Source organism: Pseudarthrobacter sulfonivorans (assembly GCF_024391045.1).
Taxonomy (GTDB): domain Bacteria; phylum Actinomycetota; class Actinomycetes; order Actinomycetales; family Micrococcaceae; genus Arthrobacter; species Arthrobacter sulfonivorans_B.
Genome location: NZ_JANFCZ010000014.1, coordinates 59,411 through 73,170, shown reverse-complemented (window position 1 = coordinate 73,170; position 13,760 = coordinate 59,411). Strand labels below are relative to the sequence as shown.

Sequence of the window (13,760 nt, the reverse complement as noted above, 5' to 3'; positions counted from 1 at the left end):
GGCGACGGAATGGAACGCTCTCTCAGTTAATGCAGAAAAACCGCCGACGGTCCCTCTACGTCAGGCTGTTTGTGAGCAAAAACACCCAAACCACCAATCCAGTGATTCCACAAGCTTGACAACCTGCGACTCCCACACTCTCTTTAGGAAAGTGAGAGAGCGTCAGTCGTTGAACCGCATCGAGTAATAGAGCGTTCTTAGATTGGGTGGCGATGGGCAGCGCGGCGGACTGACGACGGCTGCGGCCCGGGGGCGCACTTCGGCACCAGTCGCCGCCCATTCGTCCTCTCCTTACCTGATAAGCAACGACGGACTACTTTGTGTGGAGCGGCATTTCCCGGGGCAGTCGAAGCCAGCGCTTTGAGTACATCCCGGCCAGCTCGAACGAGTGAACCCGGATATGCTCCACGAAGTCCTCCAGCCGGTGATGAGCCTCTACGTAGGCCCGAGCACGTTTTCCCATGTCCTCTGCGACCTGCGGATTCTGCAGCAGCGAATCGATGCTGGCCCGGAGAGCCACGGCGTCGCCGGGTGGGACGAAGACGCCTGTCTTGCCGTCCTCAATGACATCGATCTGCCCCTTCGTACGGGTGGAAATAACCGGGCGCCCCATGGCCATGGCCTCCAGTATTACGTTTACTCCTGCATCAATGTCGGTTTGAAGCAGGGGGACCACCACCACCAAGGCCTGGGAGTAGGCATCCCTAAGCGCGGAGGAGTTTAGGGCATCCACCTGCACGTTTTCCTCCCGTTTCAATGACTCGCGCACATCAACGGTTGAGACTTTGACGCCCTTTAGTGCCACCACCAGGGAGGCAGCTATCCGAACAGGGATCGATAGACCCCTCGCGGCTTCCACTAAGATCCCAAAGTCCCGCTGGGTGGATCCTGCTGAGAACAAGATGCGCCGCTCGTTGTTTTCCGGTCGGAAGAACACCTGATCCACCGGGTGGCGGACAAGTACCACGGCCTCCCCTCGGAAGCCGATACGGTTCACGGCTACGTCTCGTTGAATGGTGCTCCAGGTAACGATACGGTCCACACCGGAGCGGAATACCCTCAGTGGCCAGCGGACGGAGGGTTTGGACATCCAAAACATGAGGGCGAGGTGGGGTGTCGGCACGCGCAAAACGGCAAACAGCGCGGCAACCGCAACAGTATGACGTTCAGACCAGGTCACAACAACGTCATACGAGGAGCTGAGCCGGGCTGCTTCTATCGCTTGGGATACAAAGAGAGGAAGGCGCCTGTAGAGCCGTCCACGCCAACCTTCCGTCGATTCGATCGCGCCCTCGTCCAGGACGTCACAGGCCAAAACCTCTTCGAGAAGCAGGCTCCGCGGTTCGTCGCCGCTCTGTTCCAGCCGGAGTCGTTCCCCCCGGTCCGTAGCGGTGCGTCCCCGTGTCTTGACCAGCAATATCCGGGGACGGACGACCGGTTCCGAACTCATGCGGAACCCCGCGGGACAAGGTTTGTGAGGCGCACGGTGATGCTCATGGCAATACCATAGCAATCCGCCACAGGCTGATGTGCTGCGGATCACCCGCGATTCGCAGGCAACTCCCACCAGCGGCAAGGGCCGACACGGCGGGGCGGCGCGTCAGCGCCCCTTCGGCACCAGGCGCACGGAAGCAGTGGTGCAAACGAAGAACATCAGCGTGGACGCCAGCACCAGCAGCAGTGCCGCCGTCCAGGATCCCGTGGAGTCGTGGACGAATCCCACCAGGGGCGGCGCCACTGCAGCAAAGCAGTAACCGAGGCCCTGAACCGTGGCCGACATGCGGCCGGCCGAAGCCTGGTCCTTCGCCAGTTTGATGATGGCGATGAAGATCAGGGTGATGCCGCCGCCCTGCGCAATGCCACCGGAAACGGACCACAGCCACCACAGGTCCGGGGCCAGCATCAGCCCGGCGGGCACCGCCGTCCACATGACGCCCAAGGTGACTGCCGCCGTCGTCGTACTGAAGTATTTGGCGGCGAAGGGAACGCCCAGGCCGCCAACGATGGCGAAAATCTGGAACAGTGACGATCCCGCGCCGGCGGCGGAGGGGGACATGCCCAGCTCGTCGTTGAGGTAGCTCGGCAGCCACGCTGTTATCGCGTAGTAGGAGAACGCCTGCCCGGTGAAGCCTGCTGTCAGGCCGGCGGTGATCCAGCCGGACCCTTTGACTGCCGGATGCACTTGACCGCCGTTTACGGTGGCGGCTGCGGGGACGAAGGCCGCGCGCGGACCCACCGCCAAGGCCCAGAAAACGATGGCCACCACGGCCAGGATGCCCACAGAGGCAAGGGCCACCCGCCACCCTGCCAGCTCGGCGAGCGGCGCCGTCACCATCGACGTCAGGAATGAACCGATGTTCAGCGCTGCCGTATAGACGCCCATGGCCGTGCCCTGCCGCATCGGCGAGAAGTCCCGGCGGACGATCAGGGGCACGGCGATGTTACCCACCGTGATGGCAAGGCCGATGATGACCGTTCCGGCGATCACCAGCGCCGCGCCGCCGGCTGAACGGACAATCACGCCAGCCAGCACGCCGAGGATGGTCAGGGATACGGCGAACTCCGCACCCAGTTTCCGGGCGGTCAGGGAGGCGAGTGAGGCGGCCACGGCGAAACACAGCACCGGGATACTGGTCAGCAATCCCAGGACGACGGGTGAGAAACCGAGTTCCGCCTGGATCACGTCCACCACCGGCGGGACGGCCACGAAGGGTCCGCGCAGGTTCAGCGCCAGGAGGCCGATGCAGGCGAGCAGGATCCATCCCCTGGGAATCTTGGCCAGGAACTGTCCGCTCACGAGGCGACCGCGGGGTATAAAAATGATTTCTTCACCTCCCATTGCTATCACGACTCGTCCGCGCGGAGTTCCTGGCCGGATAATGCGCCCTAGAATGACGGGACCTGGCATTATCTGGACCGAACACGCGCAGCCCGCTTCTCCGGACGAAGGAACTTCACATGCAGCAACGGCTTGCCATCATTGACGACTACCAGGACGTGGCGCACGGTTTCGCCGACTGGTCCTCCCTGCAAGATTCCGGCGTCGCCACCTCCGTGTTCCGGGAGCCGTTCCAGTCGGAGGACTCGCTTGCGTCGGCGCTGGCTGGCTTCCAGATCGTGGTGGCCATGCGGGAGCGGACGCCCTTCCCGCGCTCGGTGCTGGAACGGCTGCCCGGCCTGAAACTCCTGGTGACCACCGGCATGGCCAACGCTGCCATCGACGTTGCGGCGGCAGACGACCTTGGCATCACGGTCTGCGGGACGCCCGGCTCCCCCACCGCTGCCCCCGAACTGACCTGGGCGCTGCTGCTGGCGCTGGCCCGGAACCTGCCGGCCGAGGAGCACTCGCTACGAGCCGGCACGTGGCAAACGTCGGTGGGGATGGAACTGTCGGGCAAGACCCTGGGCGTGGTGGGACTGGGCAAGATCGGCCGCCGGATCGCCGCGTTCGGGCAGGCCTTCGGCATGGAGGTGCTCGCCTGGAGCCAGAACCTGACCGAGGAGACCGCCGCCGACGCCGGGGCCCGGAAGGTCAGCAAAGAGGACCTTTTCAGGAATTCCGACGTCGCCACCCTCCATCTGCGGCTCTCTCCCCGTTCCGAGGGGATAGTGGGCGAGCGGGAACTGCGGCTCCTGGGCCCTGAAGGGCTGTTGGTGAACACGTCCCGCGGTCCCCTGGTTGAGCAGGACGCCCTGGTGCGGGCATTGAAAGACGGCTGGATCCGGGGCGCAGCCTTGGATGTGTTCGACATTGAGCCGATCCAGCCGGCCCATCCGCTCCTCAGCACGCCCAACACGGTACTGTCTCCGCACCTCGGATACGTCACCCAGGAGAGCTACCGGCAGTTCTACGGGGGCGCCTTTGAGGACGTCAAAGCCTGGCTCGACGGTGCACCGGTGCGGGTGATCACCGCATCGTGAACTGCCCCTGAATCCGCCTAACCGGCTGCCTGAAGCGTTGCCTCGATTGCGGCCGGCGACAACACGTGCTGGGTTACCAGCTGGCTCGCCCCGAAGATGGCCGCCCGGTCTCCGGCCACGGAAAGCGCAATGCGGAGATGGGTTGTGGCCAGCGGCAGCGAGCGCCGGTAGACCACTTCCCGGACTCCGGCCATAAGGTGTTCACCGGCCTGGCCCAGGCTGCCGCCGATCACAATGACGGACGGGTTGAGCAGGTTTACCACCATGGCAACCACATCCCCTACGTCGCGGCCGGCCTGGCGGAGCGCCTGGATGGCTAGCAGGTTGCCGTCGCTGACCAGCCTCAGGACGTCGCTGCCCTTGCGGGCCGGCACACCCTGGCGTTCCAGTTCCGCGGCTACGGCCGGCCCGGAAGCGAGCGCCTCCAGGCACCCGTAGTTCCCGCACCGGCACAGCACGTCATCGCCGCGGGGCACGCGGACGTGTCCCAGGTCGCCTGCTGTTCCGTTGGCACCGCGCTGGAGTTCACCGCTGCTGATAATGCCGGCACCGATGCCCGTTGCCACTTTGATGAACAGGAAGTTCTCGTGCTCGGGCCAGAAGGCCGTTCTTTCGCCGAGCGCCATGATGTTGACGTCGTTATCCACCAGCACGGGCACAGGCAGCGAGCGCTGGACATACCGGACCACGTCGAACCCGTCCCACCCGGGCATGATGGGGGGCTTAACGGGCCGGCCGGTGGCGTGCTCCACCGGGCCCGGCAGTCCGATTCCCACTCCGGCCAGGTCCTTGAGCGTCCGGCCTGCCCGAGCCAGGGACGCCAGCGCTTCGGACACGACAGTGTCCAGCACCGTTTCCGGGCCGGCAGCCACGTCCTGCGCCAGCCTCCGCTCGGACAGGACGTTCCCGCCCAAGTCCGTGACAGCGACGATCACGTGCGTCGCGCCGACGTCGACCGCCAGAACCGCGCGGGCGGCAGGGTTGAAGGCAAAGCGCGACGGCGGTCTGCCGCCGCTGGAAGTCGCCTCGCCTGCCGGCCCCACCAGCCCGGAGGAGATCAGCGCGTCAATGCGTGAGGCCACGGTGGACCGTGCCAGGCCTGTGGTCAGGGCCAGTTCGGCGCGGGTGCGGGCCTTGCCGTCGCGGAGGAGCTGGAAGAGGTCACCGGCCCGGGAAAGGCTTCCCCCACCATCGGGGGCGGCGTCTGCGCCGGCTTCGGGGCCGGACATTGCGGGCGTGGGCTTCATGGATCAGTGATAGCACGAAGCGCTTATGCCTGTCACGCCGACCAAAGCATGCCGGATACTTTTCAACTTTTGCTTGACGTCCGGCAAAAGTAGTCCTAGCTTGATGTGAGCAGCGTCACTGAAACCCGGCGCTATCCACCGCCCAGCTACTACGAAGAGGTAAGCAACTTGCCCAGCCAAGCAGAGGCGTCACCGGCCGTACCGGGTGTAGACACTCCGGGCGCCGATCCGGGCGCCGGTCTCCTGGGCGCCGGTCTCCTGGGCGTCGGTTTCCTGGGGGCCGGGCCTGTCACCCAGGCCATCCACCTCCCGTCCCTCGCACGGCTGGGAAACATCCTCGAAGTCCGCCACATCATGGACCTCGACCCCGCCGTGGCCGAGTCGGTGGCGGGCAGGGTCGGAGCCCGCTTCAGCACCAGCATGGACGAACTCCTCGCGGACCCGGCCGTGGACATCGTGGCTGTCTGCAGCCCCCATCAGTTCCACGCAACCCAGGTCATCGCGGCCTGCCGGGCCGGAAAAAAGGCCGTCCTCTGCGAGAAGCCGTTCGCGATGAACGGCGCCGAGGCTGCAGCCATCGCCGCGGTTTCCGCCGAAACCGGCGTTCCGATCATCGTAGGCGCCATGCACACCTTCGATCCGGGCTGGCTCGCGGCGGAGCAGGCCTGGGGCGAGTTGCCCGGGCAGGTCCACACCGTCCGGTCCTCCACCGTCCTGCCGCCCAACCCCCGCTTCGAAGACTTCGCCACCGAAATTGTGGGCCGCGCAGCCGCGCCGGCCCGCGACTCCAACGATCCGGAGGTCATCAAGGCCATGCTCACCGGCGGTGTCATGGGCCTGGCCATCCACGACCTGCCCCTGGTGCGCCGCTTCACCCCCGATTTCGCCGACGTCGAGGTCCTGCACGCCGAAATCGTCCGCCCCTTCGGCTACGTCATCTCGCTGCGGGCCGGGAACGTCACCATCGAACTCCGCGCCGCGATGAACAGCACGTGGGAACCGTCCTGGGCGTTTGAAGCCATCGGCGACGACGCCGCCCTGGGAATTGATTTCACACCGTCCTATGTCCAGGCCGGCTCCGCAACAGCCCGGATCAGGACAGCCGGGAAGACCACCGTCCTGGGTCCGTTCGGCCATAACGGCTACGAGGGAGAGTGGCGCCACCTTGCCGGGCTGGCCGCCGGCACCGGCACACCGCCTGCCGCCGAGACACTGATTCACGACCTTGAGTTCGCACTGGCCATCGCCGAAGCGGCCGCAGGCCGCGTCGGGACAGACAACGATTCAGAACCGCTCAATGAGGAGCAGGAGGTCAGCGCATGACCATGCAACTGTCCGTATCAGCGGATCCGGAGGCTGACGCAGCCGGTGCCGTGTCCGCCGTCGTCGCCTCCCTTCCCGTGTCCTTCGGCCCCGCAGCCGGGGCGCCCGACGTCGTCGCCGTTGCCGGCCATGCCGGTTGGACCAGCCGGGCCGCCGACGCGATCCGCGACGGCGCCAAAGGCGTTGTGGTTTCCGGTCCCGTCGCTGAGGACCCGGCCGGGCTCAGCGCCGCGGCACACGCCGCCGGAACGGTAGTGGTGCTGGACCGGCCGTGGGCCGGAAACGTGGTACTGGACACTGCCAATGACGCGGTGCACAGCATCGTCGGCGCGGCCCTCGATGATGCGGTGCTCCTGGACTCGGTAGCCATGGCCGCGCCGGGTGCTGATCCCCTGCACCTCCTGGCGGAGCAGTTCGCCGTGCTGGTGCAGTGCGGGATAGAAGTCCGCGACGTGCGGATGGTCCAGCGGAACGGGAACGGCTACACAGTGGCCGGCGTCCTCGCTGATGGCATCCCCGTAGCGCTTCAGGGCATCCTGACCTCCGCGCTCCCCGCCACCGCAAGCCTCACCATCCTCACCTCCGCCGGCCGGGCCGACGTCGTACTGCCGGACCCGGCAGCGGCGTGGCCCGCCGAGGTCCGCGCCGTCACCGCGGAAGGGGCGACGACGCTTCCCACAGTGTACGAATCCTCCCACCGGACCAGCTGGTCCAGGGTTCACGCGCACCTGTCCGCCGGTACCCAGGCTGACGATCTGGCGCAATTCAGCACCGTCCTGTCCCTCCTGAGCCAACTCAACAGCTAGTCCGCCCCACCGCAGTTCCGCAATCCAGCTCATCCACTCATTGTCGAGAGGGGCCCGGGCATTCAGTCACTCCGGGCCCTGAAAGGAAACCATCGTGTCTACCAACTCCTCCTTCGCATCGTCCGCCGTCTCCCGGCGGGGATTCCTGGGCCTCGCCGCCGCCGCGGCTTCGGTCCCGCTCCTCGCCGCCTGCGGTGGCGGCTCCGCTTCGCAGGGCGGCGGTGGCGGGGCAGGCGGAACCGTCAAGTTCTGGGACATGCCATGGGCAACCCCCGCGTACAACGATGCCGCCAAGGGCCTCGCTGAGGGGTTCTCCGGGGCCAACGGCAGCAAGGCCTCCTACCAGATCATCCAGTGGGCCAACTTCTACCAGACCTTCTCGTCGGCCATCGCGTCCAAGACCGGCCCGGCCGTGTCCACGGGCGGCGGCTTCCAGGCCTTCCAGTTTGAGCAGCAGGGCCAGATCGCCTACGCGGACAAGGTCATCGACAAGATGAAGTCCAACGGCATGTACGACGACTTCCTTCCGGGCGTCCTGGATCCATTCAAATCGGCCAAGGGCTATGTGGCTGTGCCGTGGCAGCTGGACATGCGCGTCTTCTGGTACCGGAAGTCGCTGTTCGAGAAGGCAAACGTTGCGCTGCCCACCGACTGGCCCTCCCTGCTGGAGGCCGGCAAGGCACTGAAGAAGGTCGGGGCCTTCGGCTTCACCACCGGCGCCGGAACCGGCAACAACTACGCCAACCACTCCATGATCATGATGATGGTCAACAACGGCGGCGGCGTGTTCAACAAGGACGGCGAGCTGGACCTGCTCAACGACCGCAACGTCGAAGCCATGGAGTTCGTCCTGGAGCTGGTCTCCAACGGCATCGTGGATCCTGCCGCGGTCAGCTACACCACGGATAACATGTCCGCCCAGTGGAAGGACGGCAAGGCCGGCTACGGCCTGTTCCAGGTGAACGTCCCGCAGCGCGTTGGTGACACGTCCGGCGACCTGCTGGTGGCGGACCCCATCAAGGGCCCGCACGGGGACAAGGCCACCATCGTGTTCCCCAACAACATCATGATGTACACCAACACCCCGTCGCAGGACGCGTCCGAGGAGTTCCTGATGTACTACCTGGGCCAGATCAAGCAGCTGTGGCAGAAGAAGCTGATGTCCGCCCTGCCCGTCTTCAAGTCCATCACCGAAATTCCCGAGTTTGCCAGCGACCCCAACAACGTCAAGATCGTCAAGGACTGGCAGCCCATTGCCAAGACCTTCGCTTCGCAGGGCAACACCCTGAACGCGAACCTCGCAGCCCTGGACGGCGGCCAGGCGCTGAACCAGTTCAGCCAGACCATCATCACCGGAAAATCCGATGCCAAGACCGCGCTGCAGGCCTTCCAGTCCGGCCTCGAGTCCGTCCTGAAGAAGTAGAAATGTCCAGCACCACAGCACAGTCCGGCCTGGCCCGGGCCCGCCGGGGAGTCGCCCCCGGCGGGTCCGGGGCCACCCCCGGCAAGCGCAAGAGCAAACTCTCCGCCCAGGCCACCAGGACGTTCTTCTGGCTGCTGCTCCCCTCGGTGGTCCTGCTCGTCCTGATCCACGGCTACCCGCTGATCTACGCGGCAGTCCAGGCCACCCACGACGGGAACCTGCTCCAGACCGGTAACTTCGTGGGCGGCGAGAACTTCGCCACCGTCCTGTCCTCACCGGCGTTCTGGAAAGCCGCCCAGTTCACGCTCTGGTTCACCATTGTTGGCGTATTCGGCTCCTGGCTGGTGGGCCTGGGCCTGGCCCTGCTGCTGCGGACCAAGATTCCCGCAGGCAATACCTTCAAGGTCCTGCTGCTCTTGCCGTGGGTGGTGCCGATCGTGGTGTCCTCCACCGCCTGGAACTGGCTGGTGGCCACTCCGGACAGCCTGATCCCTGCGCTCTTCCGCAACCTTGGCCTGGGTACCCCGCTCTTCCTCGCAGACCCCACCCTGGCCTCCATCACGGTCATGGCCTTCAAGGTCTGGGTCAGCTTCCCGTTCATGATGATGATGATCTCCGCGGCGCTGGCCTCGGTGGACAGCACCGTGTACGAGGCCGCGAGCATGGACGGCGCCACCCGCTGGCAGCAATTCAGCCAGATCACCCTGCCGCTGATCGCCCGGTCCACCTACATCAGCTGGATCCTGATGACCATCTTCTGCGTCAACGACTTCCCGACGATCTACCTGCTCACCGGCGGCGGCCCGGTCAGCGCCACCACCTCCCTGGTGGTCCTGGCGTACCGCACCGTGTTCCAGGACTTCGCCACCGGCCCCGGCGTCGCCATCGCCTTCCTCATGACCATGACCCTCGTGGTCATCTCGGTTATCCTGTACCGCCAGATCCGAAAGTCGAGCGTCGAATAATGAGCACAGTACTCCACGCCCACCCGGAATCCGGCCCCGCACTCGGCGTCGACGCCGCCAAACCCCGCAAGGTCCTCTCCGAAGCAGGCATGCGCGGCCGCTGGTGGCGGTTCGTCCTGATCCTGGCCATCACCGCCGTCGTCCTGATTCCCATCCTGGTCACCGTGGTCCTGGCGTTCACCCCCGGCCCTAACAGCACCGCCACCGGCCTGACCTTCGAAAACCTCACCAACGTGTTCTCCAAGACACTGGCCGCCACCTGGCTGCAGAACAGCCTGATCACCACTCTCTCCACCGTGGTGGTGTCGGTGGCGGTGGCAGCACCAGCCGGTTATGTCCTGTCACGCGGCCGCAGCAAAGCCGTCTCCGGTTACTCGCTGCTGCTGTTCGTGATGCAGTCACTGCCCATCATCACCTCGGTGGTGCCGCTGTTCATTCTGTTCGCCGGCATGGGGCTCGTGGACAACCTGCTGGGCCTGACCATCATCTACGTCGGCTCCACCATGACCGTGGCCACCTGGATGATGGCCGCCTACTTCGACTCCATCCCCATCAGCCTGGAGGAAGCATCCTGGATTGACGGCTGCTCCGTCTTCGGTTCCTTCACCAAAGTGGTGCTGCGCAACTCCCTCCCGGGCATCCTGTCCACCGCGATCTTCGCGTTCCTCCTGGCCTGGAACGACTACCTGGTGGCCATCGTGTTCCTGCGCTCCAACGAAATCTTCACCCTTCCGATGGGCGTGCAGTCCTTCTTCCAGCAAAACGCCACCGACTGGACCTCCGTCATGGCCCTCGCCGTGGTGATGATGCTCCCGCCAGTCATTGTCTTCGCCACCCTGAACAGGTACTTCAGCGTTGGCGGCATCGGCGGATCCCTCGCCGGCCGCTAGCCGGCCACTGGCCCGCCCCGACCAATTTTTCCGAAACGAACTCCCGCAAAGGAACACCATGTCTTACTCCCTGCAGCTGTACACCCTCCGCAACGCCATCCAGGAAGACCTGCCCGGAACCATCAAGAAGGTGGCAGAGATCGGCTTCACCCAGGTTGAGCCGTACAATTTTGTGGCCACCGCGAAGGAACTCGGTGCAGCTCTGAAGGAGAACGGCCTCACCGCCCCGTCCGGGCACGCGCCGCTGCTGAGCCAGGACCAGGACGAGATCTTCACCGCCGCCAAGGACCTGGGCATCAGCACCGTGATCGATCCCTTCCTGCCGGCCGAGCACTGGCAGAACGCCGAGGACATCCAGGCCACTGCCGCCAAGCTCAATGCCGCAGCGAAGAAGGGTGCCGGGTACGGCATCCGGGTGGGCTACCACAACCACGCCTGGGAGCTGGAGTCCATCATCGACGGGCAGACCGCGCTGGAGTACTTCGAATCCCTCCTGGACCCCGAACTGGTGCTGGAAGTGGACACCTACTGGGTGGCCGTGGGCGGCCAGGACCCGGTGGACATCCTCACCAAGCTCGGCGACCGGGTGAAGTTCATCCACATCAAGGACGGCCCCCTGAACAGGGACAACAAGGCACAGCAACCGGCCGGCCAGGGCAAGGTCCCGGTCATGGACGTGATCGCCGCCGCAAAGTCCCTTGAGGTGGGCGTGGTGGAATTCGATGACTACTCCGGCGACATCTTCGATGGCATCGCGCAGAGCCTGGCCTTCCTGGACAGCAACACCGCAGCCGAAGGAGCCAACGCATGAGCGTCCCCGCAGCCCAGAACGCCCCGGAAACGGCCAGTGGCACGGCCCGCGGCAAGGGTCCGGTGGGCGTCGCCGTCATTGGCGCCGGCAACATCAGCAAGCAGTACCTGGACAACCTCACGGTCTTCCCGGACCTGAAGGTGCTGGTCATTGCCGATCTTTTTGAGGACGCGGCAGCCGCCCGGGCAAAGGAATACGGCATCCCCGAGTGGGGCGGGGTGGAGAAGGCCCTCAACCATCCCGACGTCGAAATCATCGTCAACCTGACCATCCCTGCAGCGCACGTCGAAGTGGCCACGGCCGCGGTCAACGCCGGCAAGCACGTCTGGACCGAAAAGCCGTTCTCCCTGGACCGCGACTCGGGGCTGGGCCTGCTGAAGACCGCAGACGCCGCCGGCATCCGCCTGGGCACCGCCCCGGACACCTTCCTCGGCGCCGGCCTGCAGACCGCGCGCCGGCTGATTGAACGCGGCGACATCGGCACTCCCTTGACCGCCATGACCACGTTCCAGACGCCCGGCCCGGAATCCTGGCACCCCAACCCGGCGTTCCTCTTCCAGTACGGCGCAGGGCCGCTGTTCGACATGGGCCCGTACTATCTGACCGCCCTGGTCCAGACCTTCGGCTCGGTGCGGAAGGTGGCCGCCATCGGCTCCAAGGCCAAGGAGGTCCGGGTGATCGGATCCGGCCCCAAGCTGGGCGAAGAATTCACCGTGGACGTGCCCACCCACGTCAGCGCCATGGCCCAGTTCGAGGGCGGCCAGTCCTCGCACAGCGTCTTCTCCTTCGAGTCGCCGCGCCAGCGGATGGGCTTTGTGGAGATCACCGGGACAGAAGCCACCATCTCCCTGCCGGACCCCAACTATTTCACCGGCGACATCAAGCTCTGGCGCGCCGGCGACGAGGACTGGACCGTTGTCCCGGCAACCGGCCCGGCCAACGGCCGCGGCATGGGCGTGCTGGACATGGCCCGCTCCCTCCGGGCCGGGGTGCCCCACCGGGCTACCGGCAACCTTGCCTACCACGTGCTGGACACCATGGTTTCCATTTCGGAATCAGTGGAATCCGGCACCTTTGTGAACGTTGAAAGCTCCGCTCCCGAGTCCCCCGCCCTCCCCGAGGACTGGGACCCCACCGCTTCCACCCTTTAGGAAACAGGCCATGAACTCCCCCGAAAGCACGGACGGCACCACCCCGCACCCCACGCCGCTCGGTGTTGCGATGATCGGCTACGCGTTTATGGGCAAGGCCCACTCGAACGCGTGGCGGAATGTGGCCAGCTACTTCGACGTCCCGGCCTTCGAGCAGCGCGTCCTGGTGGGACGTGACAGTGAGGGGGTTGCCGCCGCGGCGAAGAAGTACGGCTGGGCGGAGTCCGCCACGGACTGGCGCGCGGTGATCGCCCGCGATGACGTGGACATTGTGGATATCTGCGCGCCGGGCTGGATGCACGCCGAAATCGCCATCGCCGCCCTGGAAGCCGGCAAGCACGTCCTGGTGGAGAAACCGCTGGCGAACACTTTGGCTGAGGCCGAGGCCATGGCGGCAGCCGCCAGGACCGCACGGGAGAAGGGCGTGCGGTCCATGGTGGGCTTCAACTACCGCCGTGTCCCTGCCCTGGCGCTGGCCCGGGAACTGATCGCGGAGGGACGCCTCGGCACCGTCCGGCACGTCCGCGCCGCGTACCTGCAGGACTGGCTTGTGGACCCGGAATCGCCCATGACGTGGCGGCTGAACAAGGAGGCCGCGGGCTCCGGTGCGCTCGGAGACATCGCCTCCCACACGATCGACCAGGTGCTGTTCCTGCTGGACGGCCAGGTCACCGAGGTCTCCGGCCGCACGCACACCTTCACCACCCGGCGCCCCGGGCCGCGGGGCCTGGAGGATGTAACGGTCGACGACGCCGCCTGGGCAACGCTGACGCTCGCCTCCGGGGCAGTCGCCTCAGTCGAGGTCTCCCGGGTTGCCACGGGGCAGAAGAACTCGCTGAAACTGGAGATCTACGGCGACAAGGGCTCCATCCTGTTCGACCTGGAAAACCTGAACGAACTGGGATTCCTGGACGCCACGCTTCCCGTGCGGGAGCAGGGGTTCCGCCGGATCCTGGTCAACGAACCCGAGCACCCCTACATGGATGCCTGGTGGCCGCAGGGCCACGTCATCGGCTGGGAGCATACGTTCACGCACGAGATCCGTGATTTCCTCACGGCGATCAAGGACGGAACCGACCCCGCGCCGTCGTTCGGCGACGGCCTCGCCGTCCAGCGGATCCTGGCCGCCGTGGAGGAAAGCTCTGCGGCGAAAAGCACCCTTATCCAACTGACCACCCACGCTGCCGCCCTGGTTCCGGCCGCGGCACCTGAAGGAGCCTGAC

The 13,760-nt window shown here is 65.7% G+C and carries 12 protein-coding genes; 9 read left to right on the top strand and 3 right to left on the bottom strand.

The window, feature by feature from the left end; translation table 11 throughout:
* Positions 1–313: 313 nt before the first annotated feature.
* Positions 314–1,450, bottom strand: coding sequence for a glycosyltransferase family 4 protein (locus NQJ30_RS11170; RefSeq protein ID WP_255769993.1), 1,137 nt, complete (start codon positions 1,448–1,450; stop codon positions 314–316).
* Between the two features lie 150 nt (positions 1,451–1,600).
* The gene (locus tag NQJ30_RS11165; protein WP_304664028.1) at positions 1,601–2,839 is read right to left on the bottom strand and encodes an MFS transporter; all 1,239 of its coding nucleotides are present in this window, start codon (positions 2,837–2,839) and stop codon (positions 1,601–1,603) included.
* Positions 2,840–2,958: 119 nt separating this feature from the next.
* On the opposite strand from NQJ30_RS11165, the gene NQJ30_RS11160 reads away from it, so the two are divergent.
* A complete protein-coding gene (locus NQJ30_RS11160) occupies positions 2,959–3,921 on the top strand; it encodes a D-2-hydroxyacid dehydrogenase family protein (protein ID WP_255769991.1) in 963 nt (320 codons plus the stop codon).
* Between the two features lie 17 nt (positions 3,922–3,938).
* Here the strand turns inward: NQJ30_RS11160 and NQJ30_RS11155 are convergent, their stop codons facing one another.
* Complete coding sequence (locus NQJ30_RS11155) at positions 3,939–5,168, bottom strand: ROK family transcriptional regulator (RefSeq protein ID WP_374113249.1); 1,230 nt, start codon at positions 5,166–5,168, stop codon at positions 3,939–3,941.
* Between the two features lie 168 nt (positions 5,169–5,336).
* Between NQJ30_RS11155 and NQJ30_RS11150 the strand changes: the two genes are divergently transcribed.
* From NQJ30_RS11150 to NQJ30_RS11115, 8 genes are all read left to right on the top strand, one after another.
* On the top strand, positions 5,337–6,491 hold the full coding sequence (locus NQJ30_RS11150; RefSeq protein ID WP_374113248.1) for a Gfo/Idh/MocA family protein: 1,155 nt from the start codon (positions 5,337–5,339) through the stop codon (positions 6,489–6,491).
* Entirely contained in the window at positions 6,488–7,297 is an 810-nt protein-coding gene (locus tag NQJ30_RS11145; protein ID WP_255769990.1) for a hypothetical protein, read from the top strand. Before NQJ30_RS11150 ends, NQJ30_RS11145 begins: the two co-directional genes overlap by 4 nt.
* Before the next feature lie 94 nt (positions 7,298–7,391).
* Positions 7,392–8,720 carry an ABC transporter substrate-binding protein gene (locus NQJ30_RS11140; RefSeq protein ID WP_255769989.1) on the top strand — a complete coding sequence of 443 codons (1,329 nt, stop codon included), beginning with the start codon at positions 7,392–7,394 and terminating at the stop codon, positions 8,718–8,720.
* Between the two features lie 2 nt (positions 8,721–8,722).
* Entirely contained in the window at positions 8,723–9,685 is a 963-nt protein-coding gene (locus tag NQJ30_RS11135) for a carbohydrate ABC transporter permease (protein ID WP_255769988.1), read from the top strand.
* Positions 9,685–10,575: a carbohydrate ABC transporter permease gene (locus NQJ30_RS11130; RefSeq protein WP_255769987.1), complete on the top strand. Its 891-nt coding sequence runs from the start codon at positions 9,685–9,687 to the stop codon at positions 10,573–10,575. Before NQJ30_RS11135 ends, NQJ30_RS11130 begins: the two co-directional genes overlap by 1 nt.
* A gap of 58 nt (positions 10,576–10,633) precedes the next feature.
* Entirely contained in the window at positions 10,634–11,386 is a 753-nt protein-coding gene (locus tag NQJ30_RS11125; protein WP_255769986.1) for a sugar phosphate isomerase/epimerase family protein, read from the top strand.
* Positions 11,383–12,537 carry a Gfo/Idh/MocA family protein gene (locus tag NQJ30_RS11120; RefSeq protein WP_255769985.1) on the top strand — a complete coding sequence of 385 codons (1,155 nt, stop codon included), beginning with the start codon at positions 11,383–11,385 and terminating at the stop codon, positions 12,535–12,537. The genes NQJ30_RS11125 and NQJ30_RS11120 overlap by 4 nt, the downstream gene beginning before the upstream one ends.
* A 10-nt stretch (positions 12,538–12,547) precedes the next feature.
* Entirely contained in the window at positions 12,548–13,759 is a 1,212-nt protein-coding gene (locus NQJ30_RS11115; protein ID WP_255769984.1) for a Gfo/Idh/MocA family protein, read from the top strand.
* Position 13,760 lies beyond the last annotated feature (1 nt).